Below are 23554 nucleotides of genomic sequence, written 5' to 3'. Positions count from 1 at the left end.
CCCACCGCAACTTGTCAGTATTGCGCCAGTGCATGGCAACCTATCAAAAAACGTTTGAGGTATTGATGATGAAAACTTTGATTTTAGTGGCCCATCCTGAAGTGGCCAATTCGCCGACACAGCAGTTTCTCAAGGCTAGTTTACCACCGACCGGGGCGATTCAATGGCATGATATAACGGCCGTCGCAGGCGTGAATGGTCATTTTCAGGCCAGCGCCGAGTTGGACTTGGTCAAACAGGCCCAGCGGATTGTGTTCCAGTTTCCCTTTTACTGGTATAGCGCGCCGTTTATTTTGAAGCAGTGGCAAGATGAGGTTTTCACTGGCGAGGTGGCGCAATACGGGAACTTGGCTGGCAAAGAGCTGTCCGTGGTGGTGTCCTTGGGCCAATCACTGGCGACTTACCAGGCGGGCGCGCAGGAACATTTCGCTATCAGTGAGCTTTTGCGCCCGTACCAGGCCTTTGCGGAGAAATTGAATTGGCGCTATTTGCCACCGTTAGTCATCACGCAATTTGCCTATCAAACGCCGGCGGAGCGGCAACAACTTTTGGTGACTTATCAACAGCGGCTGACTTTGGCCCAGCCGGCAAGTTTCGCGCAGCGCGGGCAGTGGTTGTTGGCGCAATTGGCGCAGTTACAGCCGGCCACAACAGCGCAGCGGCAACAATTGACGCTGATCCGTGAACAGTTGGAGGCTGGCGTGGCTGAATACCAAACGTTGCAAGAACAATTGCGAGAGATTCGTAGTGGGGAGCAAGCATGATGGATGAACAATGGCTACAACAAACCTTAGCAGACTTGAGCCAGCAACTGCCGCAGTATCAGGATCGCGCCTTGCTAGCGGTGACCCAAACCTATGTGGCGGACTTGGCGCAACGATTGGTCAATGGGCAAGGGGAGCTGGACGGTCGCATTTGGAATCACGAGCAATGGTAGCCAGGTCTGTCCTGCTACCTTTTTTGCATTCTGAGAAATTTCGCTTGACCTTGACGTTACGTCAGCCCTTATGCTGTGGTTATCAGGAGGTGGTCAGATGCGCTATCAAACCAATGAACTGGCTAAATTAGCCGGAGTCAGCCAGCGGACGATCCGGTTTTATGAAAACGAGGGGCTGCTAGTGGCTCAACGTGATCCGGAAAATAATTATCGGTCGTTCGCCAGTGATCAGGTCGATCGCTTGCAACAAATTTTGTTTTATCGCGAACTTGGCTTGCCTTTGGCGCAGATCAAGCAAATTTTACTGGCTCCTGATTTCAACATTCTTCAAGCGTTGCAAGAACAAGAACAGGCATTACTGGCTCAGCAAACGCGGATCGCGGGGCTCTTGGCCTTGGTGCAGCGGACGCTTGACTATCAGAAAGGGGCGCTCATCATGAGTGATCAAGAGAAATTTGCCGCCTTTAAAGCGGCGCAAGTGACGAACAACGAACAAGCATATGGCCCAGAAATTCGGCAAAAATATGGCGACGCGCAAGTTGAGCGGGCCAATCAGCAGTGGTTGGCGCGTTCGGCGGCGGCGGTCCAACAAATGCAGCAATTAGAGCAGCAGGTTTTTGCCGGGTTGCGCCAGTTGCTGGGGCCAACCACACCGGATCTGGATTCAAGCGGGAGCCAACAAGTTTTTGCGGCGCACCGTGCTTGGGTGCGGCTGGCTTGGGGCCAGGCGAAACCTTATTCGGCGGAAGCCCATCGTGGGTTGGCGGCCATGTACGCAGCAGATCCGCGGTTTATCAAGTATTATGATGACGCGGCTGGTCCTGGCGCGACCGCGTTATTGGTGGCGATCATTGACCACTACGCGCGCTAGATCAGCGGTGAGTGCGGTTACGTCGCATCAATTAAAGACAGTGACGTTGTCAGGGCAAGTCCACGGGGCGAAAGGCGTTCAGCCTTTCGTCCTATTTTGTTGAAAAGCGCCGAATCGACAGAATAATTATGGTAAAATATAGACAATTTGAAGGGCACGGACGGCGTGCGATGGGGTGGAAAAATGGAAACACGGAATGGTGAAACATCATTTTTTGATGGTGGGTTGTTGCAGTTTATCGGGTGGACGTTAATGGGAACAATCGTGACAGCGGTAACGTTGGGAATCTGTTATCCTTGGGCATTGACGATGATTTATGGGTGGCGGATCAATCATACGGTTGTTGATGGTCATCGGATGCATTTCGACGGGACTGCCGTTGAATTGTTTGGACAATGGCTGAAGTGGCTGGTTTTGACGATCATTACTTTGGGGATCTATGGGTTCTGGGTCAATATCAAATTGATCGATTGGAAGACACGGCACACTACTTTCCTGAATTGAGGTGGGCTGATCCTAGCGCAATCAAAATAATGGCTTCGGGGGAGTGAAGGGAATAATGGCGACAGCAGGTTGGTTGAATCAGGCTCCCTTATATACGGGACTGGCGACGATCGTCCTTTTGGGAATATTTCTGTGGTCGTGGTTAGCGGAACCGCGACGGTTAGTGAATGGTGTTTTATTTACGTTATTTTTTGTTGTTTTCTTATTAGAATTGGCCTTTTTGATTTTCTGGACGCGCAACGTGGTATTTATCACGATCATGGGGATCACCTTCATTATGCTCCTCATGTTGATTGCCTTGGTGCTTTTCTTCCTGTGGGCGCTCCTGCTGTGGAATGCGATTTTGGTGTGGAAACGGGAAAGTCATACCTTGTCGAATATGTTGACGCTGTTCTTAGGTGTGGGCCTGATCTTACTGTGGGTGATCAACCTGCTGGCGGTGAACCGTTTTCTGCCTAACTGGTTAAATGTGATTTTAACGGTGTTGCCCTTTATTGGCTTCTACTTGGTTGTTTGTAGTTATAATTTCTTGGTCAACGCCGCCTTGTATCAGTTCGTGCCGCGGGGCTACCGGGCCGATTATTTGATTGTGCTCGGCGCCGGGTTGATCGATGGTGATCGGGTCTCACGCCTGCTCGGTAATCGGATCGAGCGGGCGCTGAAGTTTGCCCAGAAGCAACAAGCCAAAGGTCGTCCTGCTCCGAAAATCATTTTCTCTGGCGGGCAGGGTCCAGACGAGAAGTTGTCTGAAGCCAAGGCGATGGCCGATTACGCGGTGGGCCACGGCTTGGATCCGCGCTTGGTGTTGTTGGAAGATCGGTCTACGACTACCTTAGAGAATATGACCTTTTCGAAGCAACTGATCACGTCTGATTATCAAGGGACCCGGGCACAACCACGGGTCAAGTTCTTCACCAATAACTATCACACTTTCCGGGCGGGCTTGTATGCGCGCCAAGCTGGCCTACCTGCTAATGGTGTTGGCGCGCCTACACGGCTTTACTTCCTGCCGAACGCGTTGATCCGTGAGTTCGTCGCGGTGCTGATCATGAATAAGCGGCGCCACTTCTGGATCCTGGTCACCTTTGTCGGGTTGTTGTTACTGACCTCGGGGCTGGTTTACGGCCTCAACAACTCCGATGCCTTCTCGCAATGGTTGGTCCGCTTCTTTAGACGGTTTACGAATTAAGCAAAACCATGACAAAATGAACCCAATCAACATGATGAAAAACAAAAAAGAAGCAAAGCGGGAATTCCGTTTTGCTTCTTTTTGTGCCACGGCTCAATTGCGTGTCTGCAGGCTCATCGCTGGGATCAGCGCTGCCGTTTCCGTAAGGCTAAATGGCCTAAAAGTACACTAGTAGCGCCTAATAAGGCTAGACCGATCGCTACAGCGACCTTAGTCGATTGTTCGTTGGTTTGCGGTAGCGTCGGCTTCGTTGCTTCCGTGGTGGTGGCGCCAGTCATCGGTAAGGTTGGCGCCGTGCTGGTGCCCGTTGTGTTCTGATCAGTGCCATTCGTGGCGGAATCATCACTACTGTCACTGCCGGTACTATTGTTAGTGCCGTTGGTGTCATTGCCGGCGCCGTTACTAGCGTCGTCCTGGTTGCCGGAGTCATCACTACCGGGATTGCCATCGCTGCCGTTGTCGCCAGGATTGTTGGTATTGCCATCACTGCCGTTGTCGCCAGAGTTGTTGTTAGTGTCACCACTGCCATTGTTGCCAGAGTTGTTGTCATCGCCGCCATTACCGCCGGATGGTAGTGATTGATCGGCCAAGACGGTGACCGTCGCTTGTTTAGAAATGACCGAATCGACCAGTTGATAGCTGTAAGTCACGGTGTAAATGCCGGGCGTTTTGGCCAAGTAGGTTTCTGGATCGGTGATTGTTTGCCCTTGGGCATCGGTAACGGCCACGTTGAAGTCGGCTGAGGTCAACGCAGCCTTGGTCGCGGGATTCTTGCCGGGAACTAGATTCGTGGTGGTCGTCCAATTATGGGCTTCGGAACTACCAACTTTGAATTTAGAAGAGGTCGTCTCAAGCACCTGGATCAGCTCAATATATTCTTGTTGCCTTGCAGTCGAACCTGAATCTGAACCGTCCGAATTAGTCAAACTGAAGCTGTTGCTTGTGCCTGTGCGATAGGTATAGTAGTCAACTTGTTTCCCGCTACTGTCAACGACCACCGAAAGTCCGGCGGGATTGACCTTGTCTTTGATGTCGTCAAGCACGATTCGATAAGAACCAGTTGTATAAGTGCCCGTATTCTTGGCGTCATAGGCGCTGAATTCGGCGTTGGCGATGTAATTCTTGAACTGAAGGTAGTGCGCGACCGGTTCGGGAAGATCGAGCAGGGCTTGGACATCTTCAGGGAAGGTGACATAACTATCGTCGCCGGTTAAGTAAGTCGCGAGGAAGCCGTTGGTGAACAGCTTGACAGGTAAGGCGAACAGCACGTTATTGTAAATCGCGGAGTTGGCGAACGTTGCGTAGCTACCCAACCGCCCCGTGGAACTGATTGTGGCAGTCGGCTGGCTAAAGGTAAAAGTACGACTGGTAAATCTGAGCGCGGATTGGACAACCCCAGAGGTAGCGTGGTCATTGTTATTGTTGATCGTGTTAATCATTGTGGCCAGACTCGCCGCGCTATCGCTAGAACTTACTGCTAGCGGAATCGACAGCTGGAGGTTTTGACCTTTACGCAAAGTGCCATCGACCATCACAACGGCGATTTTCTGGTAATCATTGTCGTTTTTGCTGAGGAATTCGTCAAGCGGGAAATAATTACCGTCACCATTGCTGTAATAGAGGGTCAACCCATCGGTGGAACCAGCCACCGCAGTCGCCGCTGCAGTCGCGCGGGCATACAGCCGTGTGGCAGCGGTAACCGGCACCGAACTAGGCAGGGAAAAAGCTGTTCGGATCCGCAATGAGCCGTTGGTGGTGTTTTTGATCGTACCAATCAGAGCCAAACTCTTGAAATTCAGCGCGTTGACGATGGCGTTGGGCGTAGTGGTGGCGGTCGTCTTCAGATCGTCCGTCGTGAGGAATTTAGCGATCGGTGAATAAGCCATCGTCCCGTCCGTGCCAGTCACCGCAAACTGGCTGTAATGTTGGTAACCGCCTTGTTCGTCAGGCGTCGCGGAGGTATTGGTTTCACTGTCGACCGCCGAACTGTTGATTTTGCTGGTGTCGATCAGGTTGCCTAAATCAGTCGCGCCGGTGACGGTGACCGTCGCGGTTTGACTGATGGTCTCTGACCCCAGTTGGTAGGCATAGGTCACCGGATAGGTCCCGGCTTTCGTGGTGTTGACGGTGCCGGATGTCGTGACTTTGCTCGTGATATCGGTGCCATCAACTGGTGAAGTTGCCGCCACGAGATTATCCGCGGCAGACCAAGTGTCACCGACAGTCAAGTTACTGTCTTTCGTGGTCAACACCTTGATCAGCGTGACATTAAGCGTGGTGCTCATCTTATCGGGGGTGGCGTAAGTGTACTGACTCAGTTGGGTGCCGTTACTACTCAGGCCCACACTATAGCCGGCCGGATTGACCGCTGCCTTGATCCGACTAAGATCCAAGGCGTAGCGTCCGGTAGTGAATAGCGTCGTCCCACTAGGAGTACTGCCACCAAAATTCAGCGCCGTGATATCGTCACGCGGCACCAAACCCTTGAGCAAACTTTGAGTGGCGCTGTCCCAATTGGCACCGGTAGGATCAATGGCGTTGTAGCCGGTGTAATTGGCGGGAACCGCATTGGCAAAGTAAATGATACCCTTGGTTGCTAGCGAGCGGCCCGCGGCATTATAAGTGAACGATGTGGTCGTTAACTCAGTACTCGCTTCTTTGGTCAAGTCGGCTGCGGCCAGGCCGGTGACCGCTAAAGGTGTGGTAACTTGGACGGTTTGATTTGCCGCCAAGGTGCCTTTGATTTGAATCGCTTTCAACTCCGACCAAGTTTTGCCGGCATCTTCGTAGGCTTGCAAGGTTCTGTATTTAGTATCTGCCGCCTGATAGAGGACGGTTAATCCGGCGTCCTGACTGATCGTTGGCGCCGCCGTGGCCGTTGCTGTGACCGCGGTGCTGGTCGCTGTGGGTAAATTAAAAACCGCATTGATCGTTATGTCGCCTGCAGTTGTGTTATGCAAGGTGCTCAAAAGTCCCAGACTAGCGAACTGGGTCTGATCAATGATTGCTTGCATGGCCGTCCCGACTTGTTCCATGGGCCCGGTTTCAGTGGCGCCGGCCGTAGTCGTGACCTGAAACTGCGAATAAGCTGCCAAACCACTAGCGTCAGTGGGCGTGCTGGCACTCAAATAAGGATCCGCCGTGATCGCCGCCGCGGTGTTGTCTGTCGTGCCGCTAGCTGTTGTGCTCGTAGTTGCTGTTGCGCTGGTGGTTTCCGTTGTGCTGGTGTTAGCGGTCGTGTCCGTGCTAGCCGTTGTTTCCGCGCTATTGGCGGTTGCTGCGGCGACTGTTAAGACCGGCACGCTAGGCGCTACGGTCCCGATGCCTAAAACAGCCACACTAAGTAGCGAGGCACCTTTGATCAAATGACTGAAATGTGTTTGATGATTATTCATGATCTTTCCCCCAATGAAAAGATAGATTTGCTCCGTTAACCAAACCGCGCCGCTTTAGCAGAGCGACTGAGCGACTGAAGACCGGCTGCGCTGATTGTTTGATTGTCAGGGCGTTGCTATGAAGGTGTTATGACGTTGATCAAGCGACCGCTTCGATTACACTCATGATTACCGAATGCTCTTGCGGACGCGAACTTGTCACCGCTACCACTTGTCCCAAGTTCCGAATGTCGAGCAAATAGGCAAACGGGCGCGACCACCGCCCTTTCAGAAAGTGATCACGCCCAGTTGAGAATCAGAAGAAGTCATCCTTTGAAAAAGCCGCTGACCCAATTCAAGTAAATCTTTGTGTAGTCCATCGTTGCCGATACAAATGAATTATTATTCCCCAATAATTAATTCATGGTCATACTAAAGCCACATGGACAATTTGTCAAGCATATAGCAACGATAAGAAATCTGTCTAAAACGCCCGCTATCCAGGAGGGTAGTGAATAACAAAACACTGAATCATCAACGTTTTGTTGAGTCTGGACACAGTGTTTCTCGGACTTATAAGACCGATTTCAGCCCTTATTCTTCATGAAAATATCTTATTTTGTTATAAAAATTCATTTTTTACTCACCATTTTGGCCGATTTGATTCATCAAGATTTCCTTTTTGACGCCTAAAGTGAAGAAGTTAGGTTCTTTCTAACGTTTGGCGAATGGCCTGAAAATTTCTCGATAATCGAGAGGCTTGCTTCCGGAATTTGAGAAATTGCAACACGCAACATTAGATAATAGGTTGGCTTGATGTGGCCATTTATTTCCTATCGCTCCAATTAATTTAGTTGGAGTATTTATTCGTCGTCATGAAAGCTGCTATATCAGCGTTGATCGCGTCTTCGTCAAAGTTTAGAAAGAACCGGACAATTTCACCACTGAGCCGCGTAGTCCCAGCCGGTTGCTGAACAGAATTGAGCTTATCTGCAATATGGGCGAAGGATTTGACGAAGTGGTTTTGCAAGGTAGAGGTCAAACCAACTGCCTCTTATGGGGTGGTACAGCAACACCAACAGATTCAGGGACATAGGTAGGTACATTTCGGATAGTGCCGCCAACTATATCTCACTTACTTAAACGGATTCTGGTTAGAAACCGACTGATTCATTTGATTCATCAAAATCTTGTCCGAGTTCATCAAACAGACTGCCCTGGTGTCACCAATTTAAAGCTGGTGACCACTAACCACGGTCGTCAATTGCGTGGCTCTCAATCCATTGGCAATAGCTTGCTGGATGGCGTGAGTGCTCAAACGACTGCTATAACGTTGAGCGGCTGGAGCGGAGAAATTCGGGGTGAGATCGCCGTGAAATTGGTCTTAGTGGCTATGCCACTTAGACCAAGGCTCAGCTTTGAGATTTTCGGTGGTTTTCCGAAAAGCTCAAAATGACGCCCACAGCGAGCTCACCCCGAATTTCGCAGCGCAAGCTGCGGACTAGCTACTTTTATCTGTCCGTCTAGCGCTGAGTTGCCGCAAAAAAACTTTATTCTCATATTTGTCTAATTAAACTCTTAGTGATAGAATTAAGACAAATCATTTTTCTGCACCAATGAAAGGAAGTTAACGTTTAATGAAAAAATTAAATCAGGCAACTGTTCGTGGCGGCGCTGGCGATACGACCGCTGCTGAATCAGCCCGGATCCAAGATAACTTATACCTCGCGATCAACGGCGAATGGGCCAAAACAGCGGTCATTCCCGGCGACCAACCCCGGACTGGCGGCTTCTCTGATCTGGCAGACGAATTGGAGAAACAAATGCTGGCCGATTTCGCGGGCTTCCGTGAAGATCCTAGCCAAGTAACTGACCCGATTTTGGCTGAAGCGGTCAAACTCAATGAATTAGCCTTGGCTTTTGAAGACCGTGATCAAGCCGGCGTTGCCGCGGCGCAGCCTGTTTTAGATGAAGTCGCTGGCGTGACCAGCTGGGCTGATTTCAACCACCAATTAGCGACCTTGATCAAAGATGGCGTCGCTAAACCGTTTAGCTTGAGCGTTGAACCCGATATGAAAAACACCGACGTTAATTTGATTTATCTTGATGTGCCTGGTTTGATCTTGCCGGACAAGACTTATTACGCTGAAGATAATGAAAATGGCGCCCAATTACTGGCTGTTTGGACGAAGATGGCGGAAGACGTTTTGGCTAAATTCGGCTACAACGCTGAAGCTGCGGCCAAAGAAGTCGCGCAGGCGAAGCAGTTTGACGCCTTGATCGTGCCTTTGGTCAAGAATTCAGAAGAATTGGCAGATTACACCAAGCAGTACAACCCTTATGCCTTCGCAGACGTCGTCAAATTGGTGCCGGACGTTGATTTTGCTGGGGCAATTACCAGTGTCTTCGGTAAAGCACCAGAAAAGGTTGTTTTGACGCAACCGCATTATTTTGAAAATCTATCACAATTGGTTAGCGAAGCAAACTTCCCACTGTATCATAGTTGGTTGTTGGTCAATATGATTCTCTCCACGACCAGCGCCTTGACCGACGAATTGCGGATCTTAGGCGGAACTTACGGCCGTGCGATCGGCGGCCAAAAGGAAGCCTCTTCCCACGAAAAATTTGCTTATCGGACGGCCAATGGTTATTTCGATGACGCCGTGGGCAAGTATTATGGGGAGAAATATTTCGGCGATGCCGCTCGTCAAGACGTGGCGCAAATGATCCACAAGATGATCGATGTTTATAAGGCCCGCTTGGCTGACAATACTTGGTTGTCCCAGGCCACCAAAGAGAAGGCCATCGTGAAGCTGAATACGATCAAGATCAAGGTCGGCTACCCAGACAAACTCCAACCGATCTATGCTCAATTAAAAGTCAAAACAGCGGCTGACGGCGGCACCTTATTAGGTAATATTTTGTCGTTGAACCAAGTCGTGCGGGCTTACAGTTTCGCTAAATTGGATCAACCAGTCGATCGCAGTCGCTGGGCGATGCCAGGAAATTTAGTTAATGCCTGCTACGATCCAAGTTTCAACGATATCACCTTCCCAGCCGCAATTTTGCAGGCCCCATTTTACAGTCTGAAACAATCCAGTTCTGAGAATTATGGTGGGATCGGCGCCGTCATCGCCCATGAAATTTCCCACGCCTTTGATAATAATGGCGCGAAATTTGACGAAAAGGGAAATATGACGAACTGGTGGACAGACGCCGACTACGCCGCTTTTGAAAAGCGGACCCAAGCGATGATCAACGAGTTTGACGGCATCCCTTATTCAGGCGCGCAGGTCAACGGCAAGTTGGTCATCAGTGAAAATGTCGCGGATGGTGGCGGCCTAAGCTGTGCCTTGCAAGCGGCTAAAAGTGAAGCGGATGTTGATTTGCCAGCGTTCTTCACCAACTGGGCGCGGGTTTGGCGGCTCAAAGCAACCGCGGCCTTCAATCAACTGCTCTTGGCCATTGATGTGCACGCGCCAGGTCCATTACGGGCCAATGTCCAAGCGCAAAACATGGATGATTTCTACACGGCCTTCAATGTTACTGAAAAAGATGGCATGTGGTTAGCACCAGAAGATCGGGTCAATATCTGGTAGAAATTCCGGGTCAACAGATCAATAAAATTTCTCGCAATAGTCCTTGGCGGCGTCCTCGCTGCTGAGGGCTATTTTTATGCCTGCGCTTGATTTGCAGGTGTGTAGGGTGTTTGCGCGTGAGCGCAACCGGGTCCTATTCATGATTTTTCGCCTAGTTGCAGGTGTGGTGGGTTTGGTTGGGGACGCAACCGCCTCAGGACGTTTGTCGTGGCTGGAACGCGGTGGGCATCGTTTGAAGCCAATCCGCAAAGTGCGCGGCTTGTCTTCAAATCGAGCCTTATTCTAAGCGATAAATCGCTAAGAATAATCTCACCGCTGAGCCACACGTCCTGAGGCGGTTGCTAGGCAGAATTGAGTTTATCTGCAATCGAAGCGAAGGATTTGACGAAGTGGTTTTGCAAGTAAGAGGTCAAACAATTGCTCTCTTTTGGGATGGTACGGCAATGCCAACGGATTTGGATTAGTAGGTCGGTACATTTTGCGCAGGCCTAATAGTTTAATCTATTTCCTTAACAAATCTTGAGTGGGAACCGACCGATTCAGTTGATTCAGCAAAATCTTATCCTAGTTCATCAAGCAAACTGTACTGGTGTCACCAATTTAAAGCGTATAACCACTAACCACGGTCGTCAATTGCGTGGTTCCCCATCAATTGACCATAGCTTACCAGTCGGCGTGAGTGCTCAAGTGACTATGATAATGTTGAGTAGCTGGAGCGGAGCGTGGCGTTGGTGGGCTGGTTATCAGTTGGCGGAAGGTCGGGCTGGGGGTGAGTCAGCCGCGATATTATTGTTGGCGATTTATCGCCTACAATAAGGCCGAGCTTGAAGATTTTCGGTGGGTTTCCGAAAAGCTTCAAGTCGTGCCCGCAGCGTTCCACCACCCCCAGCCCGACCTGGAGCCCTACCACATCTGCAATCCACCAACGCCACGCGCAGCGCAAGCTGCGGCCAACATCAGAATCGCCATGTTGCGCTGCGCATTCTTTTTCTGTCAACTAACATTTTTGTTAGATTGCTGTTCGTTGGTTAAATGGTTTCGATTAAGTTGACTGACTATAATGGATTCTGAAACACGAGAAAGGAGTTGCGACGTGATCATGAAAAGAATCATTGGGTTGATCGTCTTGTTCGGGTTGATCATCGGCGGCGCTTGGTATGGCGCGGAACATTATTTGCCGCCAGGGACCGTGGTTTATGCCGAGATGAAATTGATCGATCAAGACACTGCGCTGGGCAATGATGGCGAACAGTTGACCGGATTCGATCGTCATGGCAACTTGGTCCACATTCAATTGGATCGGGCCGAGCGTCGTCAACTGCCCCAACGAGGTTACTTGAAGTTCTACTATCGGCAGGGCAAAGTCGTCTCCGTTCGGCGGATCCCGTTGAAAGAGGTCCCGACTAAAGCTTTGACCCGGCTGTCGTTGGCCGATCAGTAAGCGCCGCTGCTCAGCGGTTACAATCGAGAAATTTGTGCATGAGCATACAAAGGAGAACATTCTTGACATTAAAATGTAATTTTGTTAGTTTTTGGACAGCAAAAGATTGAAATTTGGCGAGCATGACTAGACAAGTTCGGCAAATGCCGATCTGGCGTTTGAAATTATTGGTGGTCAAGTTTTTATCGGGGGATAACGACTCAGCTCAAGAAGGGAGCAGGATGAGTAATGGTTGAGAAAAAGCAGAGTCAGAAAAAGCAAATTGGCCGCTTTATTTTGAGAACAGTATTCTATTTTCTGATAATTTTGGTGCTGGTGTACCTGTATGGGTATAGCGGCATCAACGGTGGTCATTTCATCTATAACGAATTCTAGGGGGATAACGATGATGATCAAAAATGTGATTACGGCTTTTGATAAAGTCAGTCAAAAGCATCCAAACAAATTTGCCTATGACTATTTAGGGGAGCAACACACCTACCATGAATTGCGGGTCAACGCCGATCGCTTGGCCGCGCACCTCTTGAGTTTGAATTTGCCCAAACAGGCGCCGATCATGGTGTATGGGGGACAAACATTTGAAATGGTTGTGGCCTTTCTAGCGGCGGTGAAAGCAGGTCATGCTTACATTCCGGTGGATGATCATTCCTCAAACGATCGGCTTAAAATGATCCAGGAGGTGGCCCAACCACCCTTGGTCATTGCGGTTCGACCTTTACCTGTAGCTTTGACTGACATTCAGGTGATCGATCAGGACGATCTGATGGCGCTCACCAATCAGGAACTTACGGCGCCGTTGCCAAGCGAGCAATATGTCAGCGATGACGAGAATTTCTATATTATTTTCACCTCAGGCACCACCGGTAAACCTAAAGGGGTTCAAATCAGCGCTCGAAACTTGGAAAGCTTTGTTAACTGGCAGCTAGCGGATTTTTATTTCCCGAAACATGCCAATGTCTTGGCGCAGGCGCCGTATTCCTTCGACTTATCCGTAATGGGCTTATACCCAACACTGGTGACCGGCGGAACGCTGAAGGTTTTGCCTCGGGAGATCACAGACAACTTCAAAGCGCTATTCGCAACGCTACCGACGATGGATCTGAATATTTGGATCTCCACGCCATCTTTGATCGAAATCTGTCTACTAGTGGCTGATTTCGATAGTGAGCATTATCCTGACTTGGTGACGTTCTTGTTCTGTGGCGAGGAATTGAGCCACAAAACCGCCGCTACCCTGAAGCAGCGGTTCCCGAAGTCGCGGTTGTATAACACCTATGGCCCTACAGAAACAACGGTGGCGGTCACCGGCGTGGAGATCACACCGGCGCTTTTGGAGCGTTATGACCGCTTACCAATCGGCTACGTGAAGTCAGATACGCAAATTTGGGTAGATGGCGCGGCGGCTGTCGGTCAACAAGGGGAAATCATTATTAGCGGACCAAGTGTTTCCAAAGGCTATTTGAATTTACCTGAGAAAACCGCGGCGGTCTTCCGGCAAAAAGGCGGCTGGCCAAGTTATGCCAGTGGCGATATTGGTTTCTTCAATGACGCTGGCTTGCTCTTTTACCGTGGGCGGATGGATTTCCAAATCAAATTCAACGGTTATCGGATCGAGCTGGAAGAATTGAATTTCTTCTTGAAACAGCAAAAGATCGTCGACCAAGGCGCCATCGTTCCGCGCTACAACCAGGGTCACAAGGTTACCCAATTGGTAGCGTTGGTGGTTCCGGCGGCCGGGGATCCCGAAGATCAGCAAGCTTTGACCGCTGCGATCAAGGCGAATTTGGCCAAGGATATCATGCCTTACATGATGCCCCAGCGGTTCGTTTATCGCAGTGAACTGCCCCTATCCGCAAATGGGAAGGTCGATATCAAGGCGCTGATCCAGGAGGTCAATGCCAGTGATTAATTTACAACCATACAGTAGCCCCAGATATTTTCTGATCTTACTGCTGGGCTTATTACCGATCATGATTGGTCTTTATCACGGCAAGCGTTTCCGCGTCTACGAAACAATTTTCAGCCTAGTCTTCTTAGTGTTGACCTTTGGCGGGGACCACTGGCAACAAGGGGTGGCCTTGATCATCTACATCGCCTATCAGTTCATTCTGACGCTGGCCTATGTTCATTATCGCAAGACGCGCAATCAAACCGGCGTCTTTGTGGGCGCGGTTTTACTGGCGATTTTGCCGTTGACCGTGGTTAAATTCACGCCCTTTCTCGCCGGCGGGAAAATTACGCTGGGCTTTCTGGGCATTAGCTACCTGACCTTTAAGACGGTGCAAGTCGTCATGGAAGTCCGGGATGGTACAATCAAGGATTTCGATTGGAAGCTGTACTTACATTTCTTGCTGTTCTTTCCCACGATCTCCTCAGGACCGATCGACCGTTATCGTCGCTTCAAGAAAGACTATGAAACGATTCCCGATCGTAGCGCCTATTTAGAAGATTTGGAAAAGGCCGTTCATTATCTCTTTCTCGGTTTCTTCTATAAATTTATTCTAGGTTATCTTTTTGGAACATTGTGGCTGCCATCATTGCAACATTGGGCGTTAATGCAACGCCACGCGTTCGGCGGCCTCGGTCTGTCTTGGGCGCTGCTAGGTTATATGTATGATTACAGCATGTATCTGTTCTTTGATTTCGCTGGGTATAGCTTGTTTGCCATCGCGATCAGCTATTTCATGGGCATCAAAACACCGCCCAACTTCAATAAGCCTTTTGCGGCAGGCAACATCAAGGAGTTCTGGAATCGTTGGCATATGACCTTGTCCTTCTGGTTCCGCGATTTCATCTTTATGCGGTTTACCTTCTGGTTCATGAAGAAGCGCTGGATCAAGAACCGGATCCGGATCTCACAGATCGCCTATTTGGTCAATTTCCTGATCATGGGCTTCTGGCATGGGTTGACTTGGTATTACATTGTTTACGGTCTGTTCCATGCCTGCGCGATCATCATTAACGATATTTGGTTGCGGTATAAGAAGAAACATCAGGCGCAGATCCCCAGTAATAAGTTCACCAAAGGGTTCAGTGTTTTCTTGACCTTCAATGTGGTTTGCTTCAGCTTCTTGATTTTCTCAGGGATCTTAGACAAACTTTGGTTCATGTAACCGCCGATCCTATCGCAGTCGCGGAGGATCCACGGTAATTCAAAATAATAATTGATTTCAGAAAGGTTGGTTTTGGCAATGACTGATACAGAAAAAGTAGTTTCGATCTTAAATGATTTAACAGGTGAGGATCTCGGCGGCAAGTTAGACGAGAATATTTTCGCCAATGGGTTATTGGATTCCATGGCAACCGTGCAATTGTTGCTGGATCTAGAAGATCAATTCGATGTGGATGTGCCGGTCTCTGAATTTGATCGCAATGAATGGGATACCCCGAACAAGATCGTGGCGAAAGTAGCGGCGCTAAAATGAAAGCCGGCAAACAACTGTGGCGAACCTTTGGCCCAGTCTTGGTGGCAGTGATAGCGGCACTGGCACTGTTTGCAACACCATGGCGCGGGCTGAAGATCAATTCCCAAACGTTGAAAGAGGCGACGGTCTCGCTGTCCACCAATGTTTATCGCGGTGAGAAAATCAAGGATGTCGCGCTTAACGATAATTATGTGCCCTTCATTGGCTCATCAGAACTGTCGCGGATGGACGCGATGCACCCGTCAGTTTTGGCGGCGAAGTACAAACGCGGTTACCAAACGTTGTTGCTAGGGGGACCGGGGAGTCAATCGTTGAATCATTACTTCACCATTCAAGAGATGAGCGCCCAGCTCCGCAACAAGAAGGTTGTTTATGTGATTTCGCCGCAATGGTTCACGCCTAAGGGACAACGACCGGATGCGTTCGGCTATTACTACTCAGCCTTGCAAGCAACGGATTGGCTCTTGCAGGCTAAGAATACCAAGGCGGATCGTTATGCTGCTCAACGGCTGTTAGCGATGCCTTCGGGAACGTCCAGCCTGCTGATCGAAAACGCCACCAAGAAAATCGCGGCGGGACGACGGTTATCAGCGGTGGAGAAGCTGATGCTGACACAGAAGCAGGTTATTCTGAAGAATGAGGATGCCCTCTTTTCAACCTTGGATCTTGATAACAATTGGGAACATATCAAGCAGGAAACGAAGAAATTACCGGCGACGGATAATGAGCGCTTGTTAAATCAGGTGGCGGTCAAGCAGGCCCAACAAGAAACCACGAACAATGAGTTTAATATCAAAGATAGTTTCTTCAAGAAGGAATTGCGTGGCGGGCGGCGCCTACCACGGTTGAAGGACAGTCAAGTTCGTTTCGATTATCGGCGTTCGCCAGAATATGCGGATTTTCAACTGGTCTTGCAACAATTAGCGGCGTTGAATTGCCAAGTGGAATTTGTTTTACCGCCGATCAATCAACGCTGGGTCGATTATACCGGTCTCAACATGACCATGTGGCGGCAAACCACCAAGAAAATCAAGCAACAATTGCTCAATCAAGGGTTCACCAATATTGATGATCTGTCGGAGGACGGCAATCAGGCTTACTATATGGAAGATACGATCCACATTGGTTGGCGCGGTTGGCTGCGAATGGATCAGTCGGTTAGACCGTTTTTGACGGAGACTCAGGCGCAACCCGATTACCAAATCAGTGATTATTATTTGTCGCCAGCTTGGCAACAGAAAATCGTGAAATAGTCAGAATCTGGCTCCGGGGGGAGAACCATGAGAACAAGACGACAAAGAAAGCAATCCCGTGGACGGATCGTTGCGTTGTTGACGATCACGGTGGTCTTCGTACTGCTGGTTGGTGGCTGGTATTGGCGGGGACATCGCCGCTCACACTGGCCTTCTGAGCGGCAGGAAACTTCCGCGCAGAAGGCCAGTAAGAAGCAAGCGGAAACCAAGCCGAAAAAAGCCGCGCCGAAGCAGTCGCGCCGCTCTGAGTTAAAGCGTCCCAACAATGTCGATTATCAACAACAGCTAGAAGCCAAGTTGAATGATAATCAATTTGTCGGGACAGGCCTAATGGTCAAAGATGGCAAAGTCGTCGCCGTCTATGGCCGCGGCTACGCCAACGCGCAACGTGGCCAAGTTAATGGCGCGGATACTGCCTTTCAGATCAACTCGATGCAGAAATGCTTGACCGAGTTTCTAGTCATGAAGCAAGTTCAAGCGGGTAAAGTCAAGCTGTCGGATCATTTGAGCCAGTATTATCCACAAGTTCCCGGGAGTACGAGAATCACCTTGGCCCAGATGTTTACCATGACGTCAGGGCTGTCGATGAATGGGATGGGTTCCGGACCGTACAACAGTGATCGTGATGTGGTCAATAACGCCATTGCCCATTTGCAGTTCACACCATCTGCCTGGGGCCAGGCTAATTATCAGCCGGTCAACGTGGTTTTGTTGGCGGGGATCCTAGAAAAGGTCAGCGGTCAAACTTATCAGCAGCTTTTTGAAGAACAGCTTATCCGGCCTTTGCAGTTGCAACATACGTATTTTGGTTATCAGATCCCAGCTGCCTCGCTGGTGGCAACAGGCTATTATTCGGCAGGTAATCTACCAAGTTATGAGCAGCCGCTAGCCTTGTCACCACTGCAACAGCATTATGAGCTGGGAACGGGTCAAGTCTTCATGTCGGCGGAAGATTTCTATCGTGCTGTCAGTAGTATTTTGAATGGGAAATTACTACCAGCGGCCTTGATTGCGGAACAATTTAAAGGTAATTCCCGGGATCAATATGGTGGGGGTCTTTATAATACGGAACCGTTCAAAAGCGCTAATGGCGTAGGGATTTATTTCCGTTCCACGATCCACATCACGCCAAATGGCCAAGACGGTGTCGTGTTGATGACCAACCAATCGGTTTCACTGAATTTGATCGCCGGGATGGCCAAGGATCTACAGCAATCACTTCTTTAGTAGCTGACAAAACGTCGCAGTCAGCCGTGGCGGTTGCCCCGAGCTGAGTATGACGTTCTTGTCGAGTTGGGGGAACTCGAGGCGAAGGTTATGAAGCAGCAACATCGGAAATTGTCCGGCGGCACCCGTGCCATTTTGATTGTGGCCACTGTGCTGCTGTGCCTCTTTGGCAGTTATTTGGGGTATACGCGCTATCAGGCATACGAGCACGCGACCTACGCGGCGAAAGTCGCGCGGGAGAAACGCAAGATCAAGGCACGAGCCAAGGCTCAGGCGCAAGCGCGGGATTTGACCAAACAAGAGACCAAAGCGGTTTTGAACACCAGATTGAATCATTATTTTCAACAAGAATTGGTTACCCAATTGAAGAGCATTCACTTTGTTGGCAGCGCGATTCTTGCCCAGAATGGCGCCATCGTCGCGCAGTATTCCGCTGGGTATGCCGACTACAATAAGTTGCAAGCCAATACCAATCGGACCGCGTTTGAAATCGACTCCTTGCAGAAATGCTTGACCGGCACCTTGGTCATGCAGGAAGTTGAGGCTGGGAAGCTGAGTTTGGATGATCTTTTGGCGAAATATTACCCGCAGGTGCCCCATAGCAATGAGATCACTTTGCGGCAAATGTTGGCGATGAAATCGGGATTGACCATGAGTGGCATGGGCAGTGAAGCCTACACCAGTGATGAGAAAGTCATTGCCTACGACATTGACCATCTTAATTTCAGTCCGAGTTCATATAACACGGAGAACTACCAGCCAATCAACTTTGTGTTGCTGGCGGGAATCCTGATGCAGGTGACCGGCCGATCTTACCGGCAATTGTTCCATGAGCGGATCATTACTGCCCTGGGGTTGAAACACACTACCTTCGGCTATGAAATGAACTCGCCGGTTGCCACGGCGACGGCCTATCCAATCACAGACGCGCTACTGGGTAATTACAATAAGCCAATGACTCTGAGTGCGACCCAACAACATTTGGAACTGGGTACGGGCCAGGTCTTCATGTCCGCCAGTGATTTCTATGAGACGGTGCGCTCGATTTTTGACGGCACACTGATTTCGACCGCTTCAGTCCAAGAACTCTTCGTCTCAGGTGGCGCTAGTCCTTATAGTGGGGGCTTCTACAATGGCCCCCAAGTCCGCTATGCCAATGGGCTAGGCGCCGGTTTCGAATCAACGGTCTATTTAAGCCAGAATGGCCAGTCTGGGGTCGTGCTCATGTCGAACTATGGCGTCAACTATCTGAGCCTGAAAGGCAAAGCGTCACTCTTGATCAATTTGGTTTTGTAGCCGGGTGCCGGTCGGTCCGAACATCATCGCGCCAGTAGCAGCCCCAGATCAAGTTGAATCGATACAAAAAGAGACCAGCCGCGTGCTGGTCTCTTTTTGTATCGGTCATGATTTGACCGAGCCACCTTGATTTGAAGCAATGTTATTTGAAAAAGCGCGTACCGGCGATTTCGAAAATCCCCATGACGACGAGGATCCAACCGAAGATGCGAATCAGCACTGTGATCGTACTGAAGGGATTCCAGATCATAACCACAGCGGCGATGATCAAAAGAATGCCGTAAATGTAGCCAGGAACTGGGCTTACATTGACATATTGCCGATGACCGCGAAGTTGCATCACATAATTGATCCCGTGAACCAACAAGACGATCCCGAGAATAAATGGAATCAGGTTTAGCAAGCCTTTAGCGAAGAAGAAAACAAAGACCGCAGCGACTAATTTGATGATCCCACCAATCATTGTTTGGTTCATTGCCGCGCCTTGCGTCCGCTCCTTATTGCCCCCGATCAAGTCGATCGCGCCCATGATCGCAAGGTAAAGGGCAATCAATTTGACGATCCCATTTAAGGATAGTTGGGGATAGAACGCTAATGCTAGACCTAAGACGATAAAGATCGCGGCGCGAAGCCACATGTTGCGTTTGATATTCTTAACGAGTTTATCCATGATCTTAACCTCCAATGTTCACTTTCATTTTGCCAGAAAAAGTGAGTGTTGCCATCAATCCGAAGGCTGATTTTCTTCCTGATCTTAGTGTGTAGAATTTCGGTACCGCTGCATCAAGCCGTCAATGAATTCAGAGCTTGATGAAATTCGCCCTCCGACATGTTGCGTTCAGGCCATCTTAGTCCCGCGAAGTCCGTTGCGCGACCTGATCGATCACCCGATGGTACCAGTCATGCCAATCAGTCGTGGTTTGATACGCCGCAGTTTCAGGATATTGCGCGACAATTGCCTTCCGTAACGTTGCCAACTCGGTGTGACGATTGGTGAAGAGGGCCGTCAAGATTGCTTCACGAGTAGGATAGGGTGCTTGCTTCAAGAAGTGATTTGTTTCCGGGATCTGGTTGCTCTGATCGAATGTTGTCAGCAGATCCATTTCATTTTGACGAAACAGTTCTAGATAAAAGGATAAGAAAGCGTGCCCCGTTTCATTATCTTTTAAATCAGTGTGTGTCAGTTCGTTTTCCATTGCTAAAAGCCTCCAAATAAGTTCTCCTCATAAGAACAGTATACCTTTATTATTAGGATTTGGTAAGCCCCCCTGACTAACTGTGCTTGTTTGAGATTGGTTGAAAGGAGTTTGTCCGTGGCGTGGGATGCGATACTTTGCAGATGAAAGTAGATTGGCCGCAGCTTGCGCTGCGAAATTCGGGGTGAGCTCGCTGTGGGCGCTGTTTTGAGCCAATCCGCAAAGTGCGCGGCTTGTCTCAAAATCAGGCCTTGTCCTAAGCGGCAGAGCCGCCAAGGACAATTTCACGGCGATCTCACCCCGAATTTCTCCGCTCCAGCCGCTCAACGTTATAACAGCCGTTTGAGCACTCACGCCGGCCAGCAAGCTATGGCCAATTGATGGGGAACCCACGCAATTGACGGCCGTGGTTAGTGGTTACAATCCTTGAATTGGCGACACCAGCACAGTCTGTCTGATGAACAGACCCAGTTCTCAGTGAATCAACTGAATCAGTCGGTTGCCACTCAAGAATTATTAAGGAAACAAACAGAGATGGTCAGCCTACGCAAAATGTCCCGACCGCCTAATCCAAATCCGTTGGTGTTGCAGTTCCACCTCAAAAGTGGGCCATCGTTTTGACCTCTAGCTCGCAAAACCACTTCGTCAGATACCCAACTTCGATTGCAGATAGGCTCAATTCTGCCTAGCAACCGCCTCAGGACGTGTGGCTCAGCGGTGAGATTATTCTTAGCGATTTATCGCTTAGAATAAGGCTCGATTTGAAGACAAGCCGCTGGGCTTGCGGATTGGCTTCAAACGATGCCCACCGCGTTCCAGCCACGACAAACGTCCTGAGGCGGTTGCGTCACCATCCAAACCCGGTACACCTGCAACTAGGCGAAAAATAATGAATAGGACCCGGTTGCGCTCACGCGCAACACCCACCCACATCTACCACCAAGCGAAAGGCCAAGAATAGAACGCCATCTTCAGAATCAATCCGAGCAATGCAATACCCATCAAGGCTCTCACCATTGCTGGATCGTCGTCAGCAAGGTATGATAGAGAAAAAGTTAAAGGTGGTCGTAAAATGAAAAAAATCGGATTTATTGGCACTGGCGTGATGGGGACCAGCATGGTCAAGAATTTATTGAAGGCAGGGTATCCGGTGACCGTGTACAACCGCACCGCGGCTCATGCCCAAACGGCCCTAGCCGCTGGCGCTAACTGGGCCGATGATCCGGCTCAGTTGACGCTGGCCAGTGATGTGGTGATTTCGATGGTTGGTTTTCCCCAAGACGTCCAAGAAATTTATTTCGGTGCCAACGGTATTCTGTCTCAGGCACGGCCAGGACAGATCTTAATCGACATGACCACCAGCAAACCCTCCCTGGCCAAGGAAATCACAACAAAAGCTGCCGATCAAGGCGTGATTGCCTTAGATGCGCCAGTCTCTGGCGGAGATATTGGCGCTGCCAAAGGAACGCTGACAATCATGGTCGGCGGCGACGAACCGACCTTTAATCAAATTTTACCGATTTTTCAAGCACTGGGTCAACAGGTCAATCGTTTTGGTGGTCCTGGTCAAGGTCAAGCAACGAAAATGGCTAATCAAATCATGGTGGCCGGGACCATGACAGGTCTGACCGAAATGTTAGTTTATGCGAAAGCGGCCGGATTGGATCTGTCTAAGGTGCTGGCAACCGTTGGCGGCGGTGCGGCGGCCAACTGGTCGTTGAGTAATTATGGTCCTCGAATTTTGGCTGGTGATTACACGCCGGGCTTCTTCGCCAAACATTTCTTGAAGGATTTGCGAATTGCTTTGGAGGAGGCCCAGAATCTGGGCCTTGAGTTACCGGCGACTGCTCAAGCCACGAAATTGTATCAGATACTGGTGGAACAGGATGGTCACGGAAATGACGGGACACAAGCACTAGTCAAACTGTGGTGGCCAACCGAGAACTAAGCTGATCTGACGAGAATAAGTGGCCGTGATTGCCGAATCACCCGTTGCCTAGCGTGCCAATTACCTAAGGTTAAGCCAAATCAGCGCTAATTAGAGTTATAAAAAAAGTCACCTATCGCTAGTGAGATAGGTGACTTTTTGCATCGTGATGATTGGCTTTTGACAACGAGACGCCTGAACTTGGTGGCGCTGGGTCAATAGCCTTGACGAGGATCGACTTGATTAACGCTCAGCTGTCCTGTCGCCGCGAAACTAGCCAAGTTTGGCTGCACGATGGCAAATAATTTTTGACGGAAATGCGGGACCTGACCGGCGATGTGTGGGGTGATCAAAAAGTTGGGCAAATCCCAAAGCTGACTTGAACTAGGTAAAGGCTCGGTTCCAAAGACATCCGCGGAGGCAAAGCTAAGTTGGCCCGCTTGTAAAGCCGCTGCCAAATCGTTGATCACCACGGATGGTCCACGACCGACATTAATGAAAACAGCCCGAGGAGCCATTTGGCTGAAGAAAGCTTGGTCGAAATAGCCCGTCGTCGCGGCTGTCAAAGGCATGATGTTGACGACGAAATCGAAACTGGCGATTGCCGAAGTGACGGTAGATAAAGTATACATTGCTTCAAAGTTGGGCCGCGCCTCACCACGAGTATTCACGCCAGAGACATGGAGTCCCAGGGCAGTGGCCTGTTGCGCCAATTGCTGACCAATGTGACCGGCACCGAAAATCAATAAACTTTTACCAGCGACATCGTCAGGCTCGAACTCATTGGTCAGCCATTGATGCTCGCGTTGCGCCCGTGCATAGCCAAATAAACCGCGCTCATAGCCAAGAATGATGGCCAGCACGTGTTCAGTGATGACTTGAGCGTGAATACCGCTACCGTTGCTGACAAGGATGTGACGTGCGTTGATTTCCGGCCAAGGCAAATAGTCCACACCAGCAGAGATCGATTGGATCCATTTTAGGTGAGGTGCGGCCAACAGTGTCTGACTTAGTTCTTTCTTCCAGCCGATGACCCCAAGTAGACGATCCTGGGGAATCAAGGGCGAATCTTGGGCCAGAACGATTTCGAACTGCGGAGCGCTGTCCTGCAGTTGCGCTACTTGGTCGGGCTTGAAATTGGTGAATGAATAAATGACTGGTTTCATTAAGGGGGTTCCTTTCTTGATTGTAAAAATAGTTTCATCGATGAACACGTAATTTAAAATAATGATACCATTATACCCGTTGTAATTGGTAACGGTCGAGTGTTTGCGTTTGCTCGTTGAATAACTCCACCTATCGTATTATCGCATTT

The 23554-nt window shown here is 49.8% G+C and carries 25 protein-coding genes; 17 read left to right on the top strand and 8 right to left on the bottom strand.

Going from position 1 to position 23554, the window contains the following annotated elements; genetic code table 11:
• Positions 1-68: 68 nt before the first annotated feature.
• The 5 genes from ACYVSB_RS09370 (at position 69) to ACYVSB_RS09350 (ending at position 3501) form a co-directional block, all read left to right on the top strand.
• Positions 69-764: an NAD(P)H-dependent oxidoreductase gene (locus ACYVSB_RS09370; RefSeq protein WP_164511175.1), complete on the top strand. Its 696-nt coding sequence runs from the start codon at positions 69-71 to the stop codon at positions 762-764.
• Positions 764-937: a hypothetical protein gene (locus ACYVSB_RS09365; protein ID WP_164511174.1), complete on the top strand. Its 174-nt coding sequence runs from the start codon at positions 764-766 to the stop codon at positions 935-937. The genes ACYVSB_RS09370 and ACYVSB_RS09365 overlap by 1 nt, the downstream gene beginning before the upstream one ends.
• A 97-nt stretch (positions 938-1034) precedes the next feature.
• Complete coding sequence (locus ACYVSB_RS09360; RefSeq protein ID WP_164511173.1) at positions 1035-1808, top strand: MerR family transcriptional regulator; 774 nt, start codon at positions 1035-1037, stop codon at positions 1806-1808.
• 183 nt (positions 1809-1991) lie between these two features.
• A complete protein-coding gene (locus ACYVSB_RS09355; protein WP_125600675.1) occupies positions 1992-2312 on the top strand; it encodes a DUF898 family protein in 321 nt (106 codons plus the stop codon).
• Positions 2313-2367: 55 nt separating this feature from the next.
• The gene (locus tag ACYVSB_RS09350; RefSeq protein ID WP_125600672.1) at positions 2368-3501 is read left to right on the top strand and encodes a YdcF family protein; all 1134 of its coding nucleotides are present in this window, start codon (positions 2368-2370) and stop codon (positions 3499-3501) included.
• A gap of 125 nt (positions 3502-3626) precedes the next feature.
• Here the strand turns inward: ACYVSB_RS09350 and ACYVSB_RS09345 are convergent, their stop codons facing one another.
• Together ACYVSB_RS09345 and ACYVSB_RS09340 are read right to left on the bottom strand one after the other, a co-directional pair.
• The gene (locus tag ACYVSB_RS09345; RefSeq protein ID WP_461219203.1) at positions 3627-6896 is read right to left on the bottom strand and encodes a bacterial Ig-like domain-containing protein; all 3270 of its coding nucleotides are present in this window, start codon (positions 6894-6896) and stop codon (positions 3627-3629) included.
• An 829-nt stretch (positions 6897-7725) separates the two neighbouring features.
• Positions 7726-7917, bottom strand: a complete 192-nt coding sequence (locus ACYVSB_RS09340) for a hypothetical protein (RefSeq protein WP_461219202.1) — start codon at positions 7915-7917, stop codon at positions 7726-7728.
• Positions 7918-8049: 132 nt separating this feature from the next.
• On the opposite strand from ACYVSB_RS09340, the gene ACYVSB_RS09335 reads away from it, so the two are divergent.
• Together ACYVSB_RS09335 and ACYVSB_RS09330 are read left to right on the top strand one after the other, a co-directional pair.
• On the top strand, positions 8050-8331 hold the full coding sequence (locus ACYVSB_RS09335) for a hypothetical protein (protein WP_125600666.1): 282 nt from the start codon (positions 8050-8052) through the stop codon (positions 8329-8331).
• 181 nt (positions 8332-8512) lie between these two features.
• Positions 8513-10474: a M13 family metallopeptidase gene (locus tag ACYVSB_RS09330; protein ID WP_125600663.1), complete on the top strand. Its 1962-nt coding sequence runs from the start codon at positions 8513-8515 to the stop codon at positions 10472-10474.
• Positions 10475-10611: 137 nt separating this feature from the next.
• Here ACYVSB_RS09330 and ACYVSB_RS09325 read toward each other — a convergent pair whose 3' ends face one another.
• Positions 10612-10800 (bottom strand): hypothetical protein, encoded by a 189-nt coding sequence (locus ACYVSB_RS09325; RefSeq protein WP_461219201.1) that lies wholly within the window; start codon positions 10798-10800, stop codon positions 10612-10614.
• A 217-nt stretch (positions 10801-11017) separates the two neighbouring features.
• Between ACYVSB_RS09325 and ACYVSB_RS09320 the strand changes: the two genes are divergently transcribed.
• From ACYVSB_RS09320 to ACYVSB_RS09280, 9 genes are all read left to right on the top strand, one after another.
• Entirely contained in the window at positions 11018-11290 is a 273-nt protein-coding gene (locus ACYVSB_RS09320; protein ID WP_125600660.1) for a hypothetical protein, read from the top strand.
• A 283-nt stretch (positions 11291-11573) separates the two neighbouring features.
• A complete protein-coding gene (locus tag ACYVSB_RS09315) occupies positions 11574-11915 on the top strand; it encodes a YxeA family protein (protein WP_125600657.1) in 342 nt (113 codons plus the stop codon).
• Between the two features lie 228 nt (positions 11916-12143).
• Positions 12144-12290: a teichoic acid D-Ala incorporation-associated protein DltX gene (locus ACYVSB_RS09310; protein WP_125600654.1), complete on the top strand. Its 147-nt coding sequence runs from the start codon at positions 12144-12146 to the stop codon at positions 12288-12290.
• A 13-nt stretch (positions 12291-12303) separates the two neighbouring features.
• On the top strand, positions 12304-13824 hold the full coding sequence (dltA, locus tag ACYVSB_RS09305; protein ID WP_461219234.1) for a D-alanine--poly(phosphoribitol) ligase subunit DltA: 1521 nt from the start codon (positions 12304-12306) through the stop codon (positions 13822-13824).
• Positions 13817-15028 (top strand): D-alanyl-lipoteichoic acid biosynthesis protein DltB, encoded by a 1212-nt coding sequence (gene dltB, locus ACYVSB_RS09300; protein WP_125600652.1) that lies wholly within the window; start codon positions 13817-13819, stop codon positions 15026-15028. The genes dltA and dltB overlap by 8 nt, the downstream gene beginning before the upstream one ends.
• 78 nt (positions 15029-15106) lie before the next feature.
• Positions 15107-15340: a D-alanine--poly(phosphoribitol) ligase subunit DltC gene (gene dltC, locus ACYVSB_RS09295; RefSeq protein WP_125600649.1), complete on the top strand. Its 234-nt coding sequence runs from the start codon at positions 15107-15109 to the stop codon at positions 15338-15340.
• Positions 15292-16593, top strand: a complete 1302-nt coding sequence (gene dltD / locus ACYVSB_RS09290) for a D-alanyl-lipoteichoic acid biosynthesis protein DltD (RefSeq protein WP_461219200.1) — start codon at positions 15292-15294, stop codon at positions 16591-16593. Before dltC ends, dltD begins: the two co-directional genes overlap by 49 nt.
• Before the next feature lie 27 nt (positions 16594-16620).
• Entirely contained in the window at positions 16621-17820 is a 1200-nt protein-coding gene (locus ACYVSB_RS09285) for a serine hydrolase domain-containing protein (protein ID WP_125600643.1), read from the top strand.
• Between the two features lie 90 nt (positions 17821-17910).
• Positions 17911-19116: a serine hydrolase domain-containing protein gene (locus tag ACYVSB_RS09280; RefSeq protein WP_125600641.1), complete on the top strand. Its 1206-nt coding sequence runs from the start codon at positions 17911-17913 to the stop codon at positions 19114-19116.
• Positions 19117-19258: 142 nt separating this feature from the next.
• On the opposite strand, the gene ACYVSB_RS09275 is transcribed toward ACYVSB_RS09280, so the two are convergent.
• The 4 genes from ACYVSB_RS09275 to ACYVSB_RS09260 all read right to left on the bottom strand — a co-directional run bounded on the left by ACYVSB_RS09275 (position 19259) and on the right by ACYVSB_RS09260 (position 21135).
• Positions 19259-19786, bottom strand: a complete 528-nt coding sequence (locus ACYVSB_RS09275) for a DUF308 domain-containing protein (RefSeq protein WP_125600638.1) — start codon at positions 19784-19786, stop codon at positions 19259-19261.
• A 178-nt stretch (positions 19787-19964) separates the two neighbouring features.
• Positions 19965-20312: a hypothetical protein gene (locus ACYVSB_RS09270; protein ID WP_125600635.1), complete on the bottom strand. Its 348-nt coding sequence runs from the start codon at positions 20310-20312 to the stop codon at positions 19965-19967.
• A 27-nt stretch (positions 20313-20339) separates the two neighbouring features.
• The gene (locus tag ACYVSB_RS09265; RefSeq protein WP_125600632.1) at positions 20340-20705 is read right to left on the bottom strand and encodes a hypothetical protein; all 366 of its coding nucleotides are present in this window, start codon (positions 20703-20705) and stop codon (positions 20340-20342) included.
• Positions 20706-21009: 304 nt separating this feature from the next.
• Positions 21010-21135 (bottom strand): hypothetical protein, encoded by a 126-nt coding sequence (locus ACYVSB_RS09260; RefSeq protein WP_263853211.1) that lies wholly within the window; start codon positions 21133-21135, stop codon positions 21010-21012.
• Between the two features lie 249 nt (positions 21136-21384).
• Between ACYVSB_RS09260 and ACYVSB_RS09255 the strand changes: the two genes are divergently transcribed.
• On the top strand, positions 21385-22260 hold the full coding sequence (locus ACYVSB_RS09255) for an NAD(P)-dependent oxidoreductase (RefSeq protein WP_461219199.1): 876 nt from the start codon (positions 21385-21387) through the stop codon (positions 22258-22260).
• A gap of 194 nt (positions 22261-22454) precedes the next feature.
• Here the strand turns inward: ACYVSB_RS09255 and ACYVSB_RS09250 are convergent, their stop codons facing one another.
• On the bottom strand, positions 22455-23405 hold the full coding sequence (locus ACYVSB_RS09250; RefSeq protein ID WP_461219198.1) for an NAD(P)-dependent oxidoreductase: 951 nt from the start codon (positions 23403-23405) through the stop codon (positions 22455-22457).
• Positions 23406-23554: the final 149 nt, after the last annotated feature.

The organism is Lapidilactobacillus salsurivasis (assembly GCF_054785215.1).
This window is presented reverse-complemented; position numbering and strand designations above follow the sequence as displayed.